Genomic DNA, 20053 nt, shown 5'->3' with positions numbered 1-20053 from the left:
GTGATCGACCGCCTCGTGCGTACCCGTGTCGCGCTCGTCGTCGGGGACCTCCGGGCCTCCCGACGCTTCTACGTCGAGGGCCTCGACCTGCCGGTCGTCGGGGAGTTCGAGGACCACGAGGGCTGGTGGGGGCTCATCCTCGGCCTGCCGGACGCGAGCCATCAGTTGGAGCTCACCTGGCACCGGGACGCGTCACCGTCGTCCGGTGGCCCCGACGACCTCCTGGTGCTCGGCTTCGCCGACCGCGCCGCGGCCCTCGCCGCCCGGGCCCGTGTCCCCGAGGCCGACGAGACCCGACCCGACAATCCTTGGTGGTGGACCCGGGGCGTGACCGTCACGGACCCGGACGGACACCGGGTGGTCCTGCACTGGGTGGACCCCGACTGATCGCGAGGTGGCTCCGCCAGGTGAGCACTAAGTGGGGTGATAGCCCCACTGAGTGCTCACGAGCGCGGAGCGCACCTGCGCCATCGACTCCATCGCCGGCTCGAGCACCGTGATGTAGCTGAGTCCGAGGTCCCGACGACGGGTGTCGAGCTCGGTCGCCATCTCCTCGGCGGAGCCGACCAGCACCGTCGGAGCGGCGAGGAACTCGTCGAGGGTGAGGTGCGGCGCACGCTCCCGGCGGACCTCCTCGGCCCGGCCTTCCCGGTCGTCGGTGATCTCGACGACCTGCAACAGGGCGTTCCATTCGATCTCTTCCGCGCGGTCGCCGGCCTCGGCGCGCGCGTGCCGCACGCGGTCCGCGTAGTCGCTCCCGCCGATCAGGGAGAGCCGGCCGTCGCGGTCCGTCGTCGTGCCGCTGAAGCCGACGATCTGTGCCCGCCGAGCAGCGAGGCGCAGCATCCGGTTGCCGTTCCCACCCAGGAAGAGCGGGATCGGACGCTGAACGGCCGTCGAATCCGCCAGGAGCGGCGCGAGCCGGTCGAGGAACTCCTCCAGCCCGTCGAGCCGCTCGCCGGCCGTCCCGTAGCGCAGGCCGAGGGCGTCGAACTCCGACCGCACGTACCCCGCGCCGAGACCGAGCTCGACGCGGCCCCCGGACAGGGCGTCGAGGGTCGCGACCTCGCGGGCGAGCAGCAGGGGGTCGTGGAACGCGGCGTTGAGCACGAAGGTGCCGACCCGTGCCCGCTCGGTCGCGACGGCGGCGGCTCCGAGCGCGGCGAACGGGCCGGGCCTCCCGAGGTGGTCCGCCACGAGCACCGTGTCGAAGCCGAGGGTCTCGGCCCGCCGGCAACGATCGGCCCACGACGCGGTCACGTCGCCGATCATCACGACCCCGAAACGGAACGGGCGGCTAGCGTCGCTGACCATGGGGCGAGGGTAGGGGGCCGATGGAGCAGGCAGGTCCGGATCCCGAGCAGGCGAATGCCGCTCGGATGTATGACTACCTCCTCGGAGGACGGCAGAACTTCGCGGTCGATCGGGCGCTGGCCGACGAGGCGATCCGATCCAGTCCGGGCATGGTCGCCGCGGTGTGGGCGTTCCGTGCCTTCCTGCGACGGACGGTGCGGCACTGCGTCGCCGCCGGCATCGACCAGTTCCTCGACCTCGGCTCCGGGGTCCCCACCGTCGGCAACGTCCACGAGATCGTCCTCCGGGACGCCCCGCACGCCCGCGTGGCGTACGTGGACCACGAGCCCGTGGCGGTCGCACATGCTCGTGACCTGCTCGGTGCGGAGCACCGGGTCAGCGTCACCCACGCAGACCTCCGCGACGTCGCCGGAGTGCTCTCCGCCCCGACCGTGCGCGACCTGCTGGACTTCGACCGCCCCGTGGCGGTCCTCATGCTGGCGGTCCTGCACTTCCTCCCCGACGCCGACGACCCGGCGTCCGTCGTCGCGGCCTACCGCCGCCATCTGCAGCCGGGCAGTGCCATGGTCCTCTCGCACGGCAGCGACGACGTCGACGATCCCGAGCTCGCCGAGCGAGTCCGGGCCGGCCAGCGGGTGTACGCGCAGAGCACCCATCCCACCGTCCTGCGGTCGCGCGCGGAGCTGACGAGCTGGTTCGCGGACCTGGAGCTGGTGGAGCCGGGTCTCGTCGATGTCGCCCGGTGGCGACCGGACCTCACGGGCGAGCAGCCCGAGTCCATCGGCGCCTACGGCGGCCTCGGCCTGGTGCGGTGAGCTGTGCGGCTCAGCGACCGAGCTGCGCCAGCCGACGAGCGAGGCGATCGCGCTCGACCGCGTTCTCGGTGAGCAGCAGGGCCTCCTCGTAGGCGAGGCGCGCATCGTCGGTACGCCCCAGCCGGTGCAGGAACTCCGCCCGCGCGACGGCGAGGTAGGGATAGCCGGCCAGCTGCGGCTCGGCCGCGAGCGGTTCGAGGGCGTCCAGCCCCGCCGCCGGCCCGTCGGCGAACCCGATCGCGACCGCGCGGTTCAAGGCCACGACCGGCGACGGCCACAGGGCGACCAGCAGGTCGTACAGACCGACGATCTCGCGCCAGTCCGTCGCATCGGCGGTCGGTGCCTCGTCGTGCACGGCGGCGATCGCGGCCATCAGGGCGTAGCGCCCCGGCGGCCGGTGCCCCAGCGCCTCGCGCACCAGGGCGATCCCCTCGGTGATCGCGGCCCGGTCCCACCGACGGCGGTCCTGGTCGGCGAGCAGGACCAGCGACCCGTCGTCGTGAAGGCGTGCCTCGCGGCGGGCGTCGGTGAGCAGGATCAGGGCCAGGAGGCCGGTGACCTCCGGGCGCCGCGGGAGCAGGGCGTGCAGCATCCGGGCCAGGTCCAGCGCGCGTTCGACGAGGTCGCGGCGGATCAGGTCGGCGCCCGCCGGGGCGGCGTGGCCGGTGGTGAACAACAGGTGCACCACCTCGCACACCGCCTCGACCCGCTCCCCCAGCTCGGCGAGCGGCGGCACCCGGTACGGAATCCGGGCCGCCGCGATCTTCTTCTTGGCGCGGGTGATCCGGGCGGCCATGGTCGGCTCGGCGACCAGGAACGCCCGGGCCACCTCCGCCGTCGAGCACCCGCACAGCAGCCGCAGCGTCAGCGCCACCTGCGCCTCCCGCGCGAGCGCCGGGTGGCAGGCGGTGAACACGAGCCGGAGCCGGTCGTCGCCGACCTCGTCCTCCTCGTCGTCGGGAACGGCCTCCTCCTCGACCAGCAGCGGCAGGGCCCGGCGGGCCGTGCCCTCGCGGCGGAGGAGGTCGAGTGCCCGTCGTCGTGCGGTCGTGGTGAGCCAGGCGCCCGGGTTCCGTGGGACGCCGTCGTCGCCCCAGACGCGCAGGGCCCGGGCGTAGGCGTCCTGCACGCACTCCTCGGCGAGGTCGAGGTCGCGGGTGACGCGCACCGTCGCGGCGAGGACGAAGGCCCATTCCCGACGATGCGCGTCCGCGACCACCGCGGCCACCGCGGCTCCGGCGGTCATCGACTCAGTCGAGGACCATGACGGGCCGGACCTCGACGCCGCCGCCGAGGGTCGGCACCTGCTTCGCGATGTCGACCGCCTCGTCGAGGTCGGCCGCCTCGATGACGTAGTAGCCACCCAGGCCCTCCTTGGCCTCGGCGAACGGCGCGTCGGTGACGGTGAAGCCACCGGCGCCGTCCGGACGGATGGACGTCGCGGTCGACGACGGCTCGAGCGCGTTCCCACCACGCAGCGCCGCACCGTGCTGCGCCGCGAACCGGCCGTGCTCGGCCGTGACGGCCCTGGGGTCCTCCTCCCGCGCGGCGTCCAGCGCGGCCTCGTCGTTGTAGATCAGCACCAGGTACTGGGCCATGTCGTCCGTCCTCTGCTCGGTGGTGACCCGCGGATCCGGGTCCACCATGACGACGCGCGGCCTCGAGCGGAATCGACAGGAGCCCTCGGATCAGATCGAGGTGTCGTCGCGTCGGGACTGCGCGACCTGCAACGACGACCCGGCACCGTCGACGATTTCCTGCAACGCGGCGACGTGGCCCTCGAACGCGTCGCGCCCGGCGTCCGACAGACGGGCCCGTAGTTTGTGCCGGCTGCCGTCGAGACGACGCTCGGTGATCACGTAGCCGGCGTCCTCCAGCGTGGTGAGCTGCTTGGACAGCGCCGAGTCGGAGAGCCCGAGGCCCTCCTTCAGATAGGCGAACTCGGCCCAGTCGACCGCGGCGAGCGTGGCGACGAGGGAGAGCCGGGTCGCGGGGTGGATCAGGTCGTCGAACCGCGCGACCGTCATCGCCCGAGCCGCGCCCGAAGCACCCGCAGGATCTCCGGGCCACCGAACCCGACGATGGCGCCCACGAACAGCCCGGACCAGGTCCCGACGTGCCGGGCGCCGTCGGCGTGGAGCGCGAGCGCGATCCCGACGGTGAGGGCGACCAGCACCAGCAGCATGCCCACGACGATCGGTGCGGTCCGATGGCCGGCGACGGCGGCACTGACCTGCAGCTTCGCGGTGCGGCGCCGCCCGTCGAGCAGACGGGTCGCGACGACCGAGTGGCCCACCCCGAACGCGACCGTGGCGGTCGTGGCCAGCCACGACGGCCCGACGTCGCCGAGTGCACCCAGCACCACCCAGCCTGCGGCCAGGCCCCACCAGTAGCCCCGCGGCAGCCCGACCTCGGCGGCGACCCGACCACGGGCCGCGGTCGCCCGGTCGAGCGCGGCCTGCGCCTGGTCGGTCGTGATGCGCTCCATAACCACCTCCCTTTCCTGGATGGAAACACAGTCGACTTGCCGGCCAGGAAAGTCAAGCCCGACAATAAGGGGAGGTTTTCCTCCACATCGGGGTACTCTCGAGCCGTGACGATCACCCCGTTCCGACCCGACGTCCCCGACGCCGTGCTCGACGACCTGCGCACCGGCTCGCCCACGTCCGCTGGCCGGAGGCGGAGACGGTCGACGACGCCGGTCAGGGCCCGCGGCTCGGGGCGATGCAGGAGCTGGTCGAGCACCGGCGCACGCGCTACGACTGGCGGCGCGCCGAGGCGGTCCTCGACGGGTTCGGCCAGTTCCGCACCGAACTGGACGGTGTCGGCGTCCACTTCCTCCACACCCGCTCCCCCGAACCCGACGCCCTCCCCCTGCTGCTCTGCCACGGCTGGCCCGGTTCGGTGCTCGAGTTCCGCGACGTCATCGGGCCGCTGACCGACCCGGTCGCCCACGGCGGGTCCGCCGAGGACGCCTTCCACGTCGTCGTGCCCTCCATGCCCGGCTTCGGCTTCTCCGACCGGCCCACGACGACGGGCTGGGGCGTCGGACGCATCGCGGCCGCCTGGGCCGAGCTCATGGCCCGGCTCGGCTACGGCGACCGCTTCGGCGCTCAGGGCGGCGACTGGGGCGCGGCCGTCGTCGACCGGATGGGGCGCGACGCCCCGCCCGGCCTCGTCGGGATGCACCTCAACCTCGTCCCGGCCATCCCGACGACGGACGAGGTCGCCTCGGCGACCCCCGAGGAGCAGGAGATGGTCGCGTCCGCCGCGCGGTACAGCGCCGAGCTGTCGGCCTACGCCGCCGCCCAGGCGACCCGGCCGCAGACGGTCGGCTACCTGCTCGCCGACAACCCCGTCGGCCTCGCCGCCTGGATCTACGCGCTGTTCGTCGACGTCTCCGACACCGACGGCGACCCCGCCGCCGTCCTCGGCGCCGACGCGATCCTGGACGACGTGATGCTCTACTGGCTGCCCAACGCCGGAGCGTCCTCGGCGCGGCTGTACTGGGAGGCGGCCCGCGAGGCGCCCGCCGCGGCCGGGCCGAACCCCACCCCGCTCGGCGTCAGCGTGTTCCCGAAGGAGCCGGTCCGCGCCTCGGAGCGCTGGATCGCCGCGCGGTACGAGAAGGTCGTCCACCACCGCCGGCACGACCGGGGCGGACACTTCGCCGCGATGGAACAGCCCGCCGCGCTCGTCGAGGACGTCCGGGCCACGTTCCGCGGCCTACGGTGAGCGCTACGGTCCGGCCGTGACCGACGGGATGCCGCTGCGCCGGGACGCGGAGCGCAACCGGCAGCGACTCCTCGACGCCGCCGCCCGGCTCGTCGTCGAACGCGGCCACGGCGTGCCCCTCGAGGATGTCGCCACGGCCGCCGGGGTCGGGATCGGCACGCTGTACCGCCGCTTCCCCGACCGGGACGCCCTGGTCCGGGCGCTCTTCGACCGGCACGTCGAAGCGGTCGCCGCCCTCGCCGAGGCGGCGGTCGCCGACGACCGGCACGGCGACGGCGTCGAACGCTTCCTCACGGCGGTCGCCGAGCAGCAGGCCGGCGAGGGCGGGCTGTCCCAGGTCCTGCGCTCGGGCCCGCTCGGCATGGAGCTCGCCGCCCGGGCGCAGGCCCGCATCACGCCGTCGATCGAGGTCCTCCTCGGCCGTGCCCACGCCGCGGGGACGATCGATCCCGCGATCGGCCCGGGCGACCTGGTGCTCGTCGACCTCATGGTCTCGGGCGTCCAGGCTGCCGGGTCTCCCGACGACGGGAGCTGGCGCCGAGCGCTCGCCCTCGCCCTCGCGGGGCTGCGCCCCGGGACGGCACCCGCCGGGGACTCTCCCGACGACGAGGCCGTCCGGCGGCTCCAGGGGCGTCCCCGGCCCCGCCTGCCGTCGGGCTCCGCAGGGGCGTAGGAAGGGGACGGTGGATCACCCCTCGCGGTACGTCTTCCTCGGCGCCGGCGCGATCGGGAGCGCGCTCGGCGGGCTGCTCGCCCGGCAGGGGCGGGAGGTCCTGCTCGTCGCCCGCGGGGAGCACGCGCGGGTCATGGCCGATCGGGGCGTCACGCTGCGCTGCCCCGACCTCACCGAGACCGTCGCCGTCCCGGTCGCCACCGCACCGGACGAGGCGCACCTGACCGTCGACGACGTCCTCGTCCTGACGGCGAAGACCCCGCAGGCCGCCGACGTCCTCGACACCTGGGGCGACGCGCCGGTCCACGACCGGGACGGCATCGAGGTCGGCCGGGCCGCCGACGTCCTGCCCGTGCTCGTCGCCCTCAACGGCGTCGCCGGGGAGGAGATCGCCCTGCGACGGGCGGAGCGGGTGTTCGCGGTGTGCGTCTGGTGCCCGACGGTGCTGCTCGAGCCCGGGGAGGTCATCGTCCGGGGCGCGCCGCTGCGCGGGGTCTTCCACCTGGGTCGCTACGGCCACTCCCCCGACCCCGCCGCCGATTCCTCGCTGCTCGCGTCGATCGCGACGGACTGGGAGCCCGCCGGGTGCCTCGTCCGGCCCACCGATGCGGTGATGGGCTGGAAGTACCGCAAGCTGATCGCCAACACCGGCAACGCCCTGGAGGCCCTGCTCGGTGACACGACCGGCGCCGAGGACATCACGACGGCGGCCCGCGCCGAGGCCGAGGAGGTCCTCGGGGCCGCCGACCTCCCCGTCGTCGGGAAGGAGGAGGCCCGTGCCGGGTGGGAGCCTGAGGGCCTCGAGTTCCTCCCCGTGCCTGGGGAGCCGGCGCAGCTGGGCGGGTCGAGCTGGCAGTCGCTGATGCGCGGTACCGGCAGCATCGAGAGCGACTACCTCAACGGCGAGATCGCGCTGACCGCCCGCCGGATCGGACGGCCCGCGCCGGTCAACGCGGGTCTCACCGCGCTTGCACGGCGGGCCGCCCGCGAAGGGCTCCGTCCGGGCTCGATCACCGCGGACGAGCTCCGGCGGGCCCTCGGGCTGGAGTAACGCCTGAGAGCGCGGTACAGCTCGCCTCCTGCCCGGGCTCCTCGACGACCACGGCACCGATCGCGGCGGTGATGCGGCAGGGCACGGTGGCCGACCACGGGTCGCCGGCGTGCTCCTCGATCAAGGGTGACGCGGGGATGCCCAGGAAGAAGCCGTCCGATCCGGTCGGGATCGCGAGTCCCACCAGGAAGGCCGCCACGATCGCGACGACCCACGGCCACCGCCGGGGGCGAGGCTCCCGGCCGCCGCCGTGAAGCGCCTGCGGACGAGCGGGCCCGAACAGCGGTGCTCCAGGAGGAGCGTGCGACGGCGGTTCCTGGAACGTCGCCGGGTGCCGCGTCGGGCCGGGAGCAGGGGCGGGCACGGCCGGGTTGCTCCGCTGTGCGGGTTGCGGCGTCGGACCGTGTCGAGGGTCGGGCTGCGGTGGAGCCACCCGCAGATGCGGCGACGGGACGGGCCGGGCGCGCTCGGTCATCGGGACGGTCTCCTGGGGTCGTGATCGGTCCACACCCGTGTGTCGTGGTCTCCGGAGCCGCCCGTTATCGCCTCGGACCCGTCGTCAGGAGACCGCAAGATCCAAGGCGAAACGGACCGGCGGGGCTCGGCCGACAGACAGGGCGATGCTCCGAAGCGCTGGCACCGCTCGTGCCGACTCCGCCCGATCGCTCCCCCGACGTCGACGTTGTTCCTTCCGCGCATCGCTGGCGCTCGCCGCAGGGGGTGCCCGTCCGATGCGGGAGGGTCGGGCTCCGCAGGTCCTCGGAGCAACCGAGTCACGACGACTCGGTTGCCCGCTCCGCCGGACGTCCTCGGAGGCGCGGGCTGCGGGTCATGACCGGGACCTCCGCCGGGACGGTCGTCGGTGAGCTCCCCGCGCCGCACCGCTCGTGCCCTGCTGATCTCCGCGACGGCGATGGTGGCGAGCGCCGGGATTCTTGCGGGCCTCGCCTTCGCCGGAGGTGGGACGGCCGCGGCGGCCGACCCGGTCGTGGCGGGCACCTACACCGTCGGACGGGACCTCCCCGCGGGCGAGTACTCGACCCGGGAGCCCGCGGGCACCTGCAGTTGGCGGCTCGTGGTCGGGGACGCCGACGAGATGGACCGCGCGCCGATCAGTCGGGCCGTGGTCGACGGCCGCACCGTCGTGCGCCTCGAGGAGGGTCGGACTGTCGCGCTCGCCGGCCCGTGCGAGTGGACCGGCCGCTGACGGATCCGACGGGACGACCGGCGCCGGCGCAGCAGGATCAGGCCTCGCGGTACGTCTCCACCCCGTCCTCGTCCGGCGGGCGCGTCCGCCACGCCGGATCGGCCTCCTCGGGCGAGCCGCGGACCGCCTCCTGGACGATCTCGGGGCCAGGCGGGGTCGTCATCCTCAGACCGGCAGCCCGAGGCCCCGGGCGAGGAGCAGACGCTGCACCTCGGAGGTGCCCTCGCCGATCGTCAGGATCCGGGCGTCCTGGTAGTGCCGGGTCGCCGCGCTCTCCTGGACGAACCCGTAGCCGCCCTCGAGCTGCGTCGCGATGTAGGCCGCCTTGTTCGCCGCCTCGGACGCCACCAGCTTCGCCGTCGCCGCCTCCTTCGCGATCGGCATCCCGCGGTCGTACTTCCAGGCGCCGTCGTAGGTCATGACCCGCGCCGTCGAGGCCAGCGCGGCGATGTCCGCGAGTTGGAAGGCCACGCCCTGGTGGCCGCCCAGCGGGGCGCCGAAGGACGTGCGGTCGGCGACGAAGCGCCGGACGTCGTCGAGGCAGCCGAGTGCGAGGCCGGTGCTCATCGCGGCGATCGGGAGGCGGGCCCACGTCAGGAAACCCAGGGCCTCGCGGTAGCCGCGGCCCTCCTCGCCCAGCAGCGCGTCCGCCGGCAGCCGGACCTCGTCGAAGAACAGCGGGTGGGTGTCCGAGGCGCGCCACCCCATCTTCGCGTAGGTGCCCCCGACGGTGACCCCGGGCGCGTCGAGCGGCACGAGGAACGCCGACACCGGCCGGCGGCCGCGCGCTGCCACCGTGGCCGGGGTGACGGCGTCGCCGGTGGCGGCGAAGAGGATCACGTAGCGGGAGAACGGGGTGCCGGAGTTGGTGATGAACTGCTTCGCGCCGTTCAGCACCCAGCCGTCGCCGTCGCGGCGGGCGGTCGTCGCGATGTTGCCGGCGTCCGAGCCCCCCGTCGGCTCGGTGAGGCCGAAGGACACGAACGTCTCGCCGGTGCAGGCGGACGGCAGCACCTCGTCCAGCAGGTCGTCCCGTCCCTGCGCGAGGTGGGCGAGGAGAGCGACGCTGATCGCCTGGACGTGCACGGTCACCGCGAGCGAGGAGTCGACGCGGGCCAGCTCCTCGGCCGCGAGGCAGAGGGTCCGCAGGTCCGCTCCCCCGCCCCCGAAGCGCTCCGGCGCCAGCAGCCCGTAGGCCCCCAGACGGCCGGCGGCCCGGGCGAGGTCGGCGTCGAACCGCCCCTCGATGCTGCGCTCCGCCGCACCGGGCGCGACCTCGCGGGTGCAGAAGTCCCGCATCGCGCGCTGCCACTCGAGGTGGTGGTCCTCCAGCGCCCACGGGACGCCGTAGTCCTCCTCCAGGAGCGCGTCGGACGCCTGGTCGACGGGCCGTTCGGTGGTCTGGGTCATCGCTGGCTCCCGGGGTGGTCGGCGACTCTCGACGCTACGCTCGTTCTTCTAGCCATTACTAGATTTTCGGTGCGTTCGTTCGGCACGGCGAACTGCACGATCGTTCAGGCGCCGGCGACCCGGCGCTCCTGGTGCGCCCAGTACGGTTCGCGCAGCGCCTTGCGCAGGAGCTTCCCGACGACGTTCTTCGGCAGCGGCTCGTGCGTGAACTCGACGCCGCCCGGCTTCTTGTACGAGCCCAGCCGGCGGCGGACCAGCTCGATCACCTCGTCGGCGGTCACCTCGGCGTCGGGCGCGACATGACAGACCGCCATCGGGGTCTCGCCCCACTTCTCGTGCGGGACGGCGAAGACCGCGACCTCGATGACGGCGGGGTGGTCGGCGATCGCCGACTCGAGCTCGGCGGGCCAGATGTTGAAGCCGCCCGAGACGATCATGTCGTCGGCCCGGTCGAGGATGTAGACGTAGCCGTTCGTGTCGATGCGCCCGATGTCCCGCGTGCGGATCCAGCCGTCGATCAGCCGGGTGGCCGTGAGCTCGTCGTCGTTCCAGAAGCCCGACATCTGCGACTCCACCCGCGCGAACAGCTCGCCCTCGGCGCCGAGCGGGAGGACCGTGCCCTCCTCGTCGCGCACCTCCAGCCGCGCGAAGGGCAGCACCTTGCCCGCGGCCCGCAGGGGCTGCGAGCCCGGGACCTCGGAGAACCACTCCTGGGGCGTCATCACCGTGAGCGGCACCGCCTCGGTCTGACCGAAGACCTGGTGGAGCACGTCCCCGAACGCCGCACGGCCGGCCAGGGCGGTCGCGTCGGTGATCGGGGCGCCCCCGACGAGGAGGCACTCCAACGCCGACAGGTCGCGGCCGGAGCGCGTCGGCTCCGCCGTGAGCATCTGGACCATCGACGGCGGCGCGAACATGTGGGTCACGCCGTGGCGCTCCATCATCGCGAGCACCTTCGCCGCGTCGAACGCCCCGAACAACAGGTTGACGCTGCCGTGCAGCCAGGCCGGCAGGAACAGGTAGCCCGAGGCGTGCGAGATGGGCCCGGCGTGCCCGACGACGCTGTGGGTCTGCAGGTTGGGCAGGCGGTAGTACCAGTTCCGGCAGTTCACGAGCCAGTCGTGCTGGGTGTAGCCGATGCCCTTGGGGCGACCGGTGGTCCCGGCCGAGTGCCGGATGATGTACCAGTCGGCGCCGTCGACCTCGAGCTCCGGATCGACGTCCGACTGCTCCGCGAGCCACGCCTCGTAGCCGTCGTCGCGGATGAAGATGCGCGACAGTCCCTCGATGTCCGTGTCGAGGCCCTCGACCTCCGCGGCGTGCGCGGCGTCGACGAGCACGACCCGCGTCTGGGTCTGCTCGATCATGTGGAGGTGGGACTGCCGCGCGTTGCGGGCGTAGAGCGGAACCCGGACCGCGCCGGCGATGGCGCACCCGAGGAACAGGTCCGCGGCACCCAGGTTGTTGTCCTCGAGCCCGGCGACCCGGTCCCCCGGCCGCACCCCGAGGGCCCGCAGCCCGTTCGCGAGCCGGACCCCCCGCTCCCACGCCTCGGCGAACGTGAAGGCCCTGGTCTCGGTCACGAGCGCGGTGCGGTCGCGGTAGAGGGTCATGGACTGGCGCATGAGGCTGGGGACGTCCACGGCGGGGCTCCTCGTCGTCGAGCGCGGCCTGGCGGGACCGTCGGACGCCCGACGCTATGGCCCGGGTCACACCCCCGATACCCACGATCGAGGGGTCGCCGGGTCAGCGCTCCGCGATGAAGAGCGCGAGGAGGGTGTCGGCGAGCTCGTCGGCGAGGGCCTCCGGGGCGAGGCTGCCGGCCGGGTCGTACCACTCCGGGACGTAGGCCAGCGCCCCGAACACGACCGACATCCGGACCCGCAGAATGTCCGGGGCGAGACCCTCGACGACCCGGTGGGCCACGTCCTCGAAGATCGCCGCGTGCGCGCGCCGCACGTCGAGGACGATCGCGCGGATCTCGGGGACCGACACCGGCATCGTCAGGAAGAGCGGGGCGAACTCCGGGAAGTCGCGGACCTCGATGAGCACCTGCTCGCGGAACAGGGCCCGGAGGACCTCTGCCGGAGGACCGGGCGCGTCGGCGAGGGCGCGGAGCCGTCCCAGGACCTCCTCCGAGGAGCTGTGCAGGCAGCGCCGGAGCAGGTCGTCCTTGGAGGAGAAGTAGTGGTAGAGGCTGGGTCCGCGCAGGTCGAGCTCGGCGGCGACGTCCTCGAAGTTGGTCCGGTCGTACCCGCGCTGCGCGAACAGCCGCGCCGCGGCCCGTTCCAGCTCGGCCACCCGCTGCGCACGCTTGCGCTCGATCCGGCTCGGCGTCGCCGGTGCGTCGGTCACGGCAGCAGTCCGGCGGCCCGCGCCCGGTGGACGGCCTCACTGCGGGTGTGGCTGTCGAGCTTCGCCATCGCCGACTTCAGGTAGGACTTCACCGTCTCGACGCTGAGCAGGAGCCGGCGGGCGACCTCGGCGTTCCCGCAGCCGAGCGCGACGACGCCGAGCACCTCGAGCTCGCGGGACGAGAGAGCGGCGTGCGCGGTGATCTCGGGGAACGGTCGGTCCAGGCGCGACGTCAGCCGGTCCAACCGGTCGCGGACGTCGGCGTCGGGGACGGCGGGCCGCGTCGCCGCCAGGATGTCCAGCAGCTCGGCGACCTCGTCCGACCCGAGCACCACGCCGGCCGGTGGCGGCGCGGTCACCCGCGTCGCCGCCCGCACCGCACGGACCGCGCTGCGCAGGAACCGCTCTCCGAGGTCCAGCGGCCGTCGGACCGCCCCGTACACGGCACCGCGGAGTTCGTTCCCTGCCCGGACCGGCAGGGCGAACACCGCATGCAGCCCCTCGGCCGCCACGGCCTGGTCGAACTGGTGGGTGATGCCGGGATCCCGCGCGTAGTCGGCCACGGCCAGCGGCCGGTCCAGGGCCAGCACCTTCCCCCCGAGTCCGGCCCCGACGGACGTCTCGAGACCGTCCATCGAGCCCGCACGGTGGCCACGCATGTAGCCCAGCCGGAACGTCTGCGAGGAGGGCATCGACGCCGCGAACGCCATGTCGACGACGTCGAGCTCCGCCACGGCCCGGACGGCGCGTTCGAGGTGCGGGTCGGACCCCGTCGCCACCATCGCCATCGCGTCCCACCGCCCCGACGTTCTAGGAAGGAGTAGAGACACTACTCGGTGTTCGAGCCCCGATGGGCGTCCGGACGAGGGCCTGCCCCGGGCCGCACCATGGGTCGGTGAGCACGACAGGCCACCACTGCTTCGTCGCTGCGGCCGCCGACGACACCATCAGCGCCGACTGGTGCTCGGTCACCTTCGAGGACGCGCTCCGCGACCTCCACCATCCCGTGACGGGCGACGACGTCACCGCGGAGCGCTTCCTGCTCCACCGCGACCCCGCCCTCGAGGTGTACTTCGCTCCCCTCGACCGGTTCAACGCCTCGGCGCGGGTCGCACTCGTCGGGATCACCCCCGGCCGGTCCCAGGCGCGGCTCGCGCTCGCCACCGCCTCGGCCGCTCTCCGCGCCGGCGCCGACCTCGACGTGGCCCTCGGGTTGGCGAAGTCGACGGCCAGCTTCGCCGGCCCCATGCGCCGCAACCTCGTCGCCATGCTCGACGGGATCGGCCTCGCCGCCGCCCTCGGCATCCCGACCTGCGACGACCTCTTCCACGACCGGATCGATCTGGTCGCGATGACCTCCGTCGTCTGCCACCCCGTCTTCGTGCGCGGAGGGGAGAACTACCGCGGTTCGTCCCCGGCACTCGGCCGCCACCCGCTGCTCCGGGCCTTCGCCGAGCGCGTCCTCGCGGCCGCCCTCGCATCCGCGCCCGACGCGCTGGTGGTGCCGCTGGGGGTGGCCGCCGAGCAGGGCGTCCGGCTCGCCGGGGTCGATCCCGGGCGGGTCCTGTCGGGCTTCCCGCATCCGTCGGGCGGCAACGGTCACCGCGTGGCGTTCTACGCCCGCGAGCGGTCCCGGCTGACCGAGGCCGTGACCGCCTGGGGAGCTCGCTGATCCTGCTGTCGTTGTTGGGCGAACCCGCAGCGCGGGATATGAGCAGTGTCGGTCAGACCCGGCGGGTGGGTCCCTGCGCGCATGATCGCGTTCTTCGAGCGATCCACCTCGGAGCCCACGAGTCTGAGCGGCAGTCACGTTTCGTCACCGAGCAACCCCTCGCGTCGTTCCCGATCAGGGGACATCGAGGGGGAACTCATGACACGGCACTCCGCGCCGCAGCAGGAAGAGATGAGCGCGCTCGCCGCGTTCGCAGCGCTCGGCGCGATCCTGGCGGCGATCCTCAGCTTCTTCGTACCGTCGTTTGCGATCTTCCTCGCGCTCGTCGTCATCGTGATGGCGGTCGTCGCCCTGATTCGTGCTCGCCGGGGCAAGCCCGCGAAGGGTCCCGCGATCACGGCGATCGTTCTGAGTGTCATCGCGCTTCTCATCGGTGGAGCGATGAGCCCTGACAGCAACGAGGGGTTCCAACAGGCCACCCAGGCAGCTTCCGCTCCGGACCCGAATGCGCTACCGGCCGCCGTGACAGTCGTCGGAGTCCAGTCGCCGGAGAATCTCGTCACCGTCGACGGCCGACGCCTGCACGTCACGATGATGCAGGGCAGGACGACCTCCGACCCCTGCCGAAACGGGACCGACCTCGCCACGGCGAGAGAACTCCTGGCGGGACAGCAGGTGTCGATCGCAGCGCCCGACGCAGCGCGAACCGATGCTCCCACCGCCGTTCCCGCCGGCTTCCAATCCGTCGTCATGACGCTGCCGAACGGGTTCGACTATGCGAAGACATGGCAGAGCAGGGCCGCCAACGCCTGGTACGCCTCCTGCGTGAGTACCGGGCCCGCGACCGCCACCGAGGAGCCCGCCCCGACGACCACGACCGAGGTCACCTCGGAGCCCGACGTCGATGTCGACGCGGATGTCGATCGCCCGTACGTCCCGGCCCCCAGGACGAAGGCCCGTTCTGGGCAGTCGGGACATCCCTGCCTCCCGGGCGAACGCGACGGCGACGGCGACGGCTTCTGCGGGGAGTAGTCGCACGCGAGACACCGCTCCGGTGATCTCCGGGCGCGGCACGACAACCAGGGAGACCAGTTTGCCTGTCAAGCGACGCCTGCTCATCGTGCTGGGGGTTCTCGCGGTCCTGTCGGCCGTGGCGACCACGGCCTACGCGGCAGCACCGCGTGCAACGGTGCCGACGCTCGACGGGTGCGTGAACAAGCAGACCGGCGTGCTGCGTGTCGCCACCCCGACCCGTGGATGCATCACCCGGCCCGGCTTCCTGCAGGAAACTCCGGTGCGGTGGAACCTCGTCGACACCTCGGCCTCCGTCCCGCTGCCGGTCATGAACGGGCCGGCCAAGCCGCGCGTCGAGCGCCGCAGCGTGTCGAAGGACGTTCCAGGTTCCTACTCGGGGACGCTCGTTCGAGCCGAGTGCCGTCAGGACGAGACCGTCGTAACGGGATCGTGGACGGTCGACGGACGACCGGAGGGCGACACCGCCGGAGTGGGCTACAGCCTCGGAGACACCGGAGAGCGGACCAACGGATTTCAGGTCCTCGCGTACGGCGGCCCTGACACGTCGGTCACGGCAACGGCGGTCTGCCTGGCGATCGCCTGACCGAGGCCGAGTCCTTCGTGGCACGGGTGGAGGGACTCGAACCCCCGACCGGTCGCTTTGGAGACGACAGCTCTGGCCTTCTGAGCTACACCCGCGCTTAGCAACGTAGCGAGCGGCAGCGATGCGTGCGAGCGAATTTGCAGGGCGCCCGCCCCTGAGCGCGCGGGCTGCCCGGCCGAGCCTCGACCTGCTACCGCGACGCGCAAGACCGAGTCCACCGGACTCGGTTCCGGCAGGGGCCGGGCGCGCTGGCCCCGGAGCCCGGTCCGTGTGCCGCGCCGTCGGGGGCCTGGCCGCCGATCTCGGTCGCCCGGTCAGCGACGGATGAGGGTCGCCAGCCGGCGGCGCACCGCCCGGGGAACGACCCGGCATGCCAGATCGAACAGCGCGACACGCGGCGGCGCGACGACCAACGAGCCGGACCGGGTGGCACCGGTGATCTCACGCCGGGAATGTCGCGACAGAGCACCCGAACGCGGCGGGATCACGGCCACGACGTCCACCTTGGACCCGAGCACACCGATGCCCAGCGACCGGGTGAGAGAGAGCAGGAACGCGTCGGTCGGCGATTGTCCTGGGTCCAGGCCGGCGGCGTCGGGCAGCGTCACGATGCGTCCCCCTCCGCCGGCCGACATCGCGGACAGCGCGGCGCGGAGGACCTCGAGCGCGGCCATCGGGCCGGCCTGTAATTCGGACTGCAGGACGTCGAGGGGCGTCCCCGAGAAGCTCGTGGACGACGAGGGCCGCTCGACCCCGAGCACGACGAGGTCGACGGGCCTGTCCTGGTCCCGGAGGCGTCGGCAGACGTCCTCCCGGTCGGAGGGCTCGGCCAGGTCGGCGACCACCACCTCGACGGCCTGCTGCTCGGCGCTCCCGAGCGATTCGACCAGCCGGGCCATCCGGTCCTCCGTGCGACCGACCAGGACGACCTCCGTGCCCGCGGCCAGGAGAGCGCGCACCACGGCGCCGCCGAGGTCGGAGTCCGCCGACGTGATCAGGGCGCGACGGGAGTCGACACCCGCGAGCCCGGACCGGCGTCGTCGGGCCAGGGTCGGAAGGACACCCAACGGCCGGTAGGGCACGAGACGACCGAGGGTCGCGGTGACGCGGAAGCGGACGCCCGGCACGGAGACGACCCGACCCCGCGCGAGATCACCGAGGCACGCGTCCGCCATGTCGGCGGGCGACCAGGAGCGGGCACCGAGCCGGCGGGGCGCCGTCTCACCGACCTCGTTCCTCTCGGAGAACTCGGTGTCGGTGAGGCCGGGGCACAGGGCCATCGCGTGCACGCCGGTCCCCCGGAGTTCCTGTGCCAGCGACTCGGTGAGGACCGTGACCCACACCTTCCCCGCGCTGTAGACGGCGGCGGGACCGGCCTTGCACACGAAGACGTCGACGCTGGCGACGTTGACCACCGCGCCACGGCCGCGGGCGACCATCGCCGGCAGTGCGGTGCGGGTGAGGGTGAGGACGGCGCCGAGGTTGAGGGCGACGTGGCGGCGCAGTCGTTCGACGTCGACGTCGCCCAGCGAGGCGTCGACGGTGTCCCCGGCGTTGTTGACCACCAGGTCGACCGGTCGCTCCGTCTGCGTGAGCCGGGTCCCCACCCGCGCGACGCCGTCCGGGTCGGTGAGGTCGGCGACCAGCACCTCGACCCCCACCGCGTGCTGCTGCCGCACCCGCTCGGCGAGCGCCTCGAGTCGGGTCCGGTCCCTGGCGACCAGAACGAGATCGTGCCCCCGTGCCGCGAGTGCCTCGGCCAGGGCGCGTCCGATCCCCGAGCTGGCTCCGGTGACCAGTGCGGTCCGGAGCCCCGCCAGGTCCACGGTCACTCCGGCACTCCCCTCCCCTGCTCAGAACCATCTCGCGCGTGCCTGCCGGTCAGCGTATCGACGCCGGAAGGTCCGTCGTCACGGAATCGTGAACGACCGCTCCGGACATTTCTCCTAGGCTCCTCCGCACGATGTGCGAGCCGGGGGCGTGGGGCATGGTCGTGGGGGTGGCCGCGGTGGCGGCGCTGGCGTGGGTGGTCGCGCCGTGGGTCGACATGGTGCGCAGGGGGACGCTCGACGAGCAGGCGCTCGCCGCCATGCGCGAGCCGGTGATCCCGACGCAGCGGCGGCCGCCGGACGACGTCGGGTCAGCTCGCCCGCTGCGCCGTCGCCGCGCCCGCCCCGAGGCCGATCGTGGCCACGCCCCCGACGGTGCCCAGCCCCGCCAGGCGTCGAGGTGACCGGCTGAACCACGCCCGCGCCGACGCCGCGGTGAGCGCCCAGATGCTGTTGAGCACCACGGCGATGCCCGCGAAGAGGGCACCGAGCACGAGCAGCTGCCCCGGGACGCTGCGGCCGGGGTCGACGAACAGCGGGAGGAAGGCCGCGAAGAACACGACGGTCTTCGGGTTGAACAACCCGACCGGTACCCCGCGCAACACGCTGCGGACGAGCCCGGTCCCGGCCTCCGGCGTCGCCGCGGCCAGCTGGTCGGACGCGTCGTGACGGTGCCGGATCGCCTGCACCCCGAGCCACACCAGGTAGGCCGCGCCGACGAGCTTGATCACCGTGAACGCGGCGACGGACCGTTCGATCAGCTCCCCGAGCCCGATCGCCAGCCCCGCGACCTGCAGCAACACGCCCAGCGCATTCCCGACGACGGAGGCGAGCGCGTTCCGACGTCCCACCACCAGAGCTCTGCTGATCGCGAACACCACGCTCGGGCCGGGGATCGCGATGATCAGCGCGGCGGTGCCGACGAAGGCGAGCAGGCGCGTGTCCACGAGCGGGAGTGGACCACGCGGCGCCTCTCGCGGCGAGGTCTCTCCCGACGACGGTCGTGGGCACCGACCGCGGTGCATGGCACCGGTGCTGCATGTCGGAGTCCGGCCGTGGACCTCGCCCTCGTCACCGGCGCGACCTCGCAGGTCGCCACCACGTTCGCGCGCGAGCTGCACGCCCGTGGGGGGCGCTGATGCCGACCGGCCGCGACCGCGAACCGTGTCCGCGCAACCGAGTCCCGACGACTCGGTTCCTCGACCGCGGTCAGCTCTCCGGGTCGTCCTCGACCGGCTCGGGCTGGGGGGCCGGGCGGCGCGCCTGGACCCGGACGACGCCGCTGTCCAGGTCGAGCCCGACGAGCCGCGCGCGCTGGCCGGAGTCCTCGCCCTCCTCCACGCCCTCGAGCTTGGGAGCACGGAACACGCCGCCGAACGCCGTCATGGCTCCACGGTACGGCGGCCACCGTGAGGGGAGGATGCGTGCGCTCTGATGGCACGAGGGTTCCGCTCGTGCGGGGAGGAGCGGCAGGACCCGCCGTCGGGAAGGCTCAGGCGAGGGGACCGCGGACCGCGGCCGCGACGTCGTCGAGGACCTGCCGTGCTGCCGGGTAGCCGAGGGGCTGGCGGGAGAGGATCGCGACGGCGAAGCGCTCGGAGGCGTCGGGGAAGCCGGCGGAGTGCAGGTCGATGCGGTCGTCGAGGCAGCACAGCCAGCCCTGTTTCGCCCGCGCGTCCCCGCGTTGCGCGGGGTCGAGCAGCCCGAAGGCCTGGTCGAACCCGTCGGCGCCCTCCTCCGGGGCCGCGGCGAGGGCGCCGAGGACGAGGTCGCGCGCCGCGGGTGCGAGGCCGTCCGCCACGAAGTCCAGCACGCTGACCACGTCCCGCGGCGAGAGTCGGACCTCGCCCCACTGGGAGGGGTCGTCCGGCACGGCGGTGTCCTGCAGCCCGAGCGCGTCGATCACGCGCGTGATGCCCTCCTGCCCGCCGAAGCGGGACCACAGGGCGTTCATGGCGTCGTCGTCACTCGGGCCGAGCGCCGCCACGATCCGCTGTCGGTCGGACTCGGTGACCTCGGCGGGCCCGGTGAACGCGTCGACGGTCGTGAGCAGCTTCGACAACGACGCCGAGTGGAACGCGAATGCGCCCGCGTCGTTGGTGGCGAGCGTGCCGGTCAGGCGGTCGAGCACCGCGATGCCCACCGTCGCGTCGTCGCGCGCGACCGCCGCGTCCCCGGCGTCGACCGCACCCTGTGCCGGAGAGGCCACGGCCGTCGGTGGGGCGGGCGGCGCCGACCTGCGGGAACCCGACACCGGCGGGTCCGGCACCGAGCACGCCGCGAGGACGAGCACGAGCACACCCAGCACGACCGCCCGCCACCGTCTCACCCGGACGGCTGCCCGTTCGGGGTGTGCCGCCCGTGAGGGGAGGAT

23 protein-coding genes and 1 tRNA gene are annotated in these 20053 nt (G+C 73.5%); 9 read left to right on the top strand and 15 right to left on the bottom strand.

Annotated elements, in window-relative coordinates; genetic code table 11:
- Positions 1-387: a VOC family protein gene (locus tag BJ983_RS02995; protein ID WP_179792444.1), complete on the top strand. Its 387-nt coding sequence runs from the start codon at positions 1-3 to the stop codon at positions 385-387.
- Between the two features lie 27 nt (positions 388-414).
- Here the strand turns inward: BJ983_RS02995 and BJ983_RS02990 are convergent, their stop codons facing one another.
- Positions 415-1314 carry a TIGR03621 family F420-dependent LLM class oxidoreductase gene (locus BJ983_RS02990; RefSeq protein WP_179792443.1) on the bottom strand — a complete coding sequence of 300 codons (900 nt, stop codon included), beginning with the start codon at positions 1312-1314 and terminating at the stop codon, positions 415-417.
- Between the two features lie 20 nt (positions 1315-1334).
- Between BJ983_RS02990 and BJ983_RS02985 the strand changes: the two genes are divergently transcribed.
- Positions 1335-2129: an SAM-dependent methyltransferase gene (locus BJ983_RS02985; protein ID WP_179792442.1), complete on the top strand. Its 795-nt coding sequence runs from the start codon at positions 1335-1337 to the stop codon at positions 2127-2129.
- A gap of 10 nt (positions 2130-2139) precedes the next feature.
- On the opposite strand, the gene BJ983_RS02980 is transcribed toward BJ983_RS02985, so the two are convergent.
- The 4 genes from BJ983_RS02980 to BJ983_RS30390 form a co-directional block, all read right to left on the bottom strand.
- Complete coding sequence (locus BJ983_RS02980; RefSeq protein ID WP_179792441.1) at positions 2140-3375, bottom strand: RNA polymerase sigma factor; 1236 nt, start codon at positions 3373-3375, stop codon at positions 2140-2142.
- A 4-nt stretch (positions 3376-3379) separates the two neighbouring features.
- Positions 3380-3727: a YciI family protein gene (locus BJ983_RS02975; protein ID WP_179792440.1), complete on the bottom strand. Its 348-nt coding sequence runs from the start codon at positions 3725-3727 to the stop codon at positions 3380-3382.
- Between the two features lie 90 nt (positions 3728-3817).
- The gene (locus BJ983_RS02970; RefSeq protein ID WP_179792439.1) at positions 3818-4156 is read right to left on the bottom strand and encodes a transcriptional regulator; all 339 of its coding nucleotides are present in this window, start codon (positions 4154-4156) and stop codon (positions 3818-3820) included.
- Positions 4153-4617, bottom strand: coding sequence for a hypothetical protein (locus BJ983_RS30390; RefSeq protein ID WP_179792438.1), 465 nt, complete (start codon positions 4615-4617; stop codon positions 4153-4155). Before BJ983_RS30390 ends, BJ983_RS02970 begins: the two co-directional genes overlap by 4 nt.
- Before the next feature lie 86 nt (positions 4618-4703).
- Between BJ983_RS30390 and BJ983_RS02960 the strand changes: the two genes are divergently transcribed.
- The 4 genes from BJ983_RS02960 to BJ983_RS02950 all read left to right on the top strand — a co-directional run bounded on the left by BJ983_RS02960 (position 4704) and on the right by BJ983_RS02950 (position 8795).
- Positions 4704-5864 carry an alpha/beta fold hydrolase gene (locus tag BJ983_RS02960; RefSeq protein WP_179797308.1) on the top strand — a complete coding sequence of 387 codons (1161 nt, stop codon included), beginning with the start codon at positions 4704-4706 and terminating at the stop codon, positions 5862-5864.
- Positions 5865-5880: 16 nt separating this feature from the next.
- Positions 5881-6537, top strand: coding sequence for a TetR family transcriptional regulator (locus tag BJ983_RS30090; protein ID WP_218890071.1), 657 nt, complete (start codon positions 5881-5883; stop codon positions 6535-6537).
- A gap of 10 nt (positions 6538-6547) precedes the next feature.
- Complete coding sequence (locus BJ983_RS32035) at positions 6548-7588, top strand: 2-dehydropantoate 2-reductase N-terminal domain-containing protein (protein ID WP_218890070.1); 1041 nt, start codon at positions 6548-6550, stop codon at positions 7586-7588.
- 862 nt (positions 7589-8450) lie between these two features.
- The gene (locus tag BJ983_RS02950; protein WP_179792436.1) at positions 8451-8795 is read left to right on the top strand and encodes an Rv1352/Rv1906c domain-containing protein; all 345 of its coding nucleotides are present in this window, start codon (positions 8451-8453) and stop codon (positions 8793-8795) included.
- Between the two features lie 37 nt (positions 8796-8832).
- Here the strand turns inward: BJ983_RS02950 and BJ983_RS31440 are convergent, their stop codons facing one another.
- The 5 genes from BJ983_RS31440 to BJ983_RS02930 form a co-directional block, all read right to left on the bottom strand.
- A complete protein-coding gene (locus BJ983_RS31440; protein WP_281376250.1) occupies positions 8833-8958 on the bottom strand; it encodes a hypothetical protein in 126 nt (41 codons plus the stop codon).
- 2 nt (positions 8959-8960) lie between these two features.
- Positions 8961-10205, bottom strand: coding sequence for an acyl-CoA dehydrogenase family protein (locus BJ983_RS02945; protein ID WP_179792435.1), 1245 nt, complete (start codon positions 10203-10205; stop codon positions 8961-8963).
- 104 nt (positions 10206-10309) lie between these two features.
- The gene (locus BJ983_RS02940) at positions 10310-11848 is read right to left on the bottom strand and encodes an AMP-binding protein (RefSeq protein WP_179792434.1); all 1539 of its coding nucleotides are present in this window, start codon (positions 11846-11848) and stop codon (positions 10310-10312) included.
- 103 nt (positions 11849-11951) lie between these two features.
- On the bottom strand, positions 11952-12560 hold the full coding sequence (locus BJ983_RS02935) for a TetR/AcrR family transcriptional regulator (protein WP_179792433.1): 609 nt from the start codon (positions 12558-12560) through the stop codon (positions 11952-11954).
- Positions 12557-13348: a LuxR C-terminal-related transcriptional regulator gene (locus BJ983_RS02930; RefSeq protein ID WP_179792432.1), complete on the bottom strand. Its 792-nt coding sequence runs from the start codon at positions 13346-13348 to the stop codon at positions 12557-12559. Before BJ983_RS02930 ends, BJ983_RS02935 begins: the two co-directional genes overlap by 4 nt.
- Positions 13349-13455: 107 nt before the next feature.
- Between BJ983_RS02930 and BJ983_RS02925 the strand changes: the two genes are divergently transcribed.
- The 3 genes from BJ983_RS02925 (at position 13456) to BJ983_RS02915 (ending at position 15850) form a co-directional block, all read left to right on the top strand.
- The gene (locus BJ983_RS02925) at positions 13456-14232 is read left to right on the top strand and encodes a hypothetical protein (protein WP_179792431.1); all 777 of its coding nucleotides are present in this window, start codon (positions 13456-13458) and stop codon (positions 14230-14232) included.
- A 231-nt stretch (positions 14233-14463) separates the two neighbouring features.
- Positions 14464-15264 carry a hypothetical protein gene (locus BJ983_RS02920; RefSeq protein WP_179792430.1) on the top strand — a complete coding sequence of 267 codons (801 nt, stop codon included), beginning with the start codon at positions 14464-14466 and terminating at the stop codon, positions 15262-15264.
- A 22-nt stretch (positions 15265-15286) separates the two neighbouring features.
- The gene (locus BJ983_RS02915; RefSeq protein ID WP_179792429.1) at positions 15287-15850 is read left to right on the top strand and encodes a hypothetical protein; all 564 of its coding nucleotides are present in this window, start codon (positions 15287-15289) and stop codon (positions 15848-15850) included.
- An 18-nt stretch (positions 15851-15868) separates the two neighbouring features.
- Here the strand turns inward: BJ983_RS02915 and BJ983_RS02910 are convergent.
- The 5 genes from BJ983_RS02910 to BJ983_RS02890 form a co-directional block, all read right to left on the bottom strand.
- Positions 15869-15945: transfer RNA gene (locus tag BJ983_RS02910), tRNA-Trp, on the bottom strand.
- 219 nt (positions 15946-16164) lie between these two features.
- Complete coding sequence (locus tag BJ983_RS02905) at positions 16165-17682, bottom strand: SDR family NAD(P)-dependent oxidoreductase (protein WP_179792428.1); 1518 nt, start codon at positions 17680-17682, stop codon at positions 16165-16167.
- Between the two features lie 308 nt (positions 17683-17990).
- The gene (locus BJ983_RS02900) at positions 17991-18626 is read right to left on the bottom strand and encodes a LysE family translocator (protein ID WP_343053660.1); all 636 of its coding nucleotides are present in this window, start codon (positions 18624-18626) and stop codon (positions 17991-17993) included.
- Positions 18627-18888: 262 nt separating this feature from the next.
- Positions 18889-19065, bottom strand: a complete 177-nt coding sequence (locus BJ983_RS02895) for a hypothetical protein (RefSeq protein ID WP_179792426.1) — start codon at positions 19063-19065, stop codon at positions 18889-18891.
- Positions 19066-19171: 106 nt separating this feature from the next.
- A complete protein-coding gene (locus tag BJ983_RS02890; protein WP_179792425.1) occupies positions 19172-19987 on the bottom strand; it encodes a serine hydrolase in 816 nt (271 codons plus the stop codon).
- Positions 19988-20053 lie beyond the last annotated feature (66 nt).

It is taken from the genome of Actinomycetospora corticicola (assembly GCF_013409505.1).
GTDB classification, from domain to species: domain Bacteria; phylum Actinomycetota; class Actinomycetes; order Mycobacteriales; family Pseudonocardiaceae; genus Actinomycetospora; species Actinomycetospora corticicola.
The sequence above is the reverse complement of the archived record's forward strand: the minus strand, read 5'-3'. Positions and strand labels throughout refer to the sequence as shown.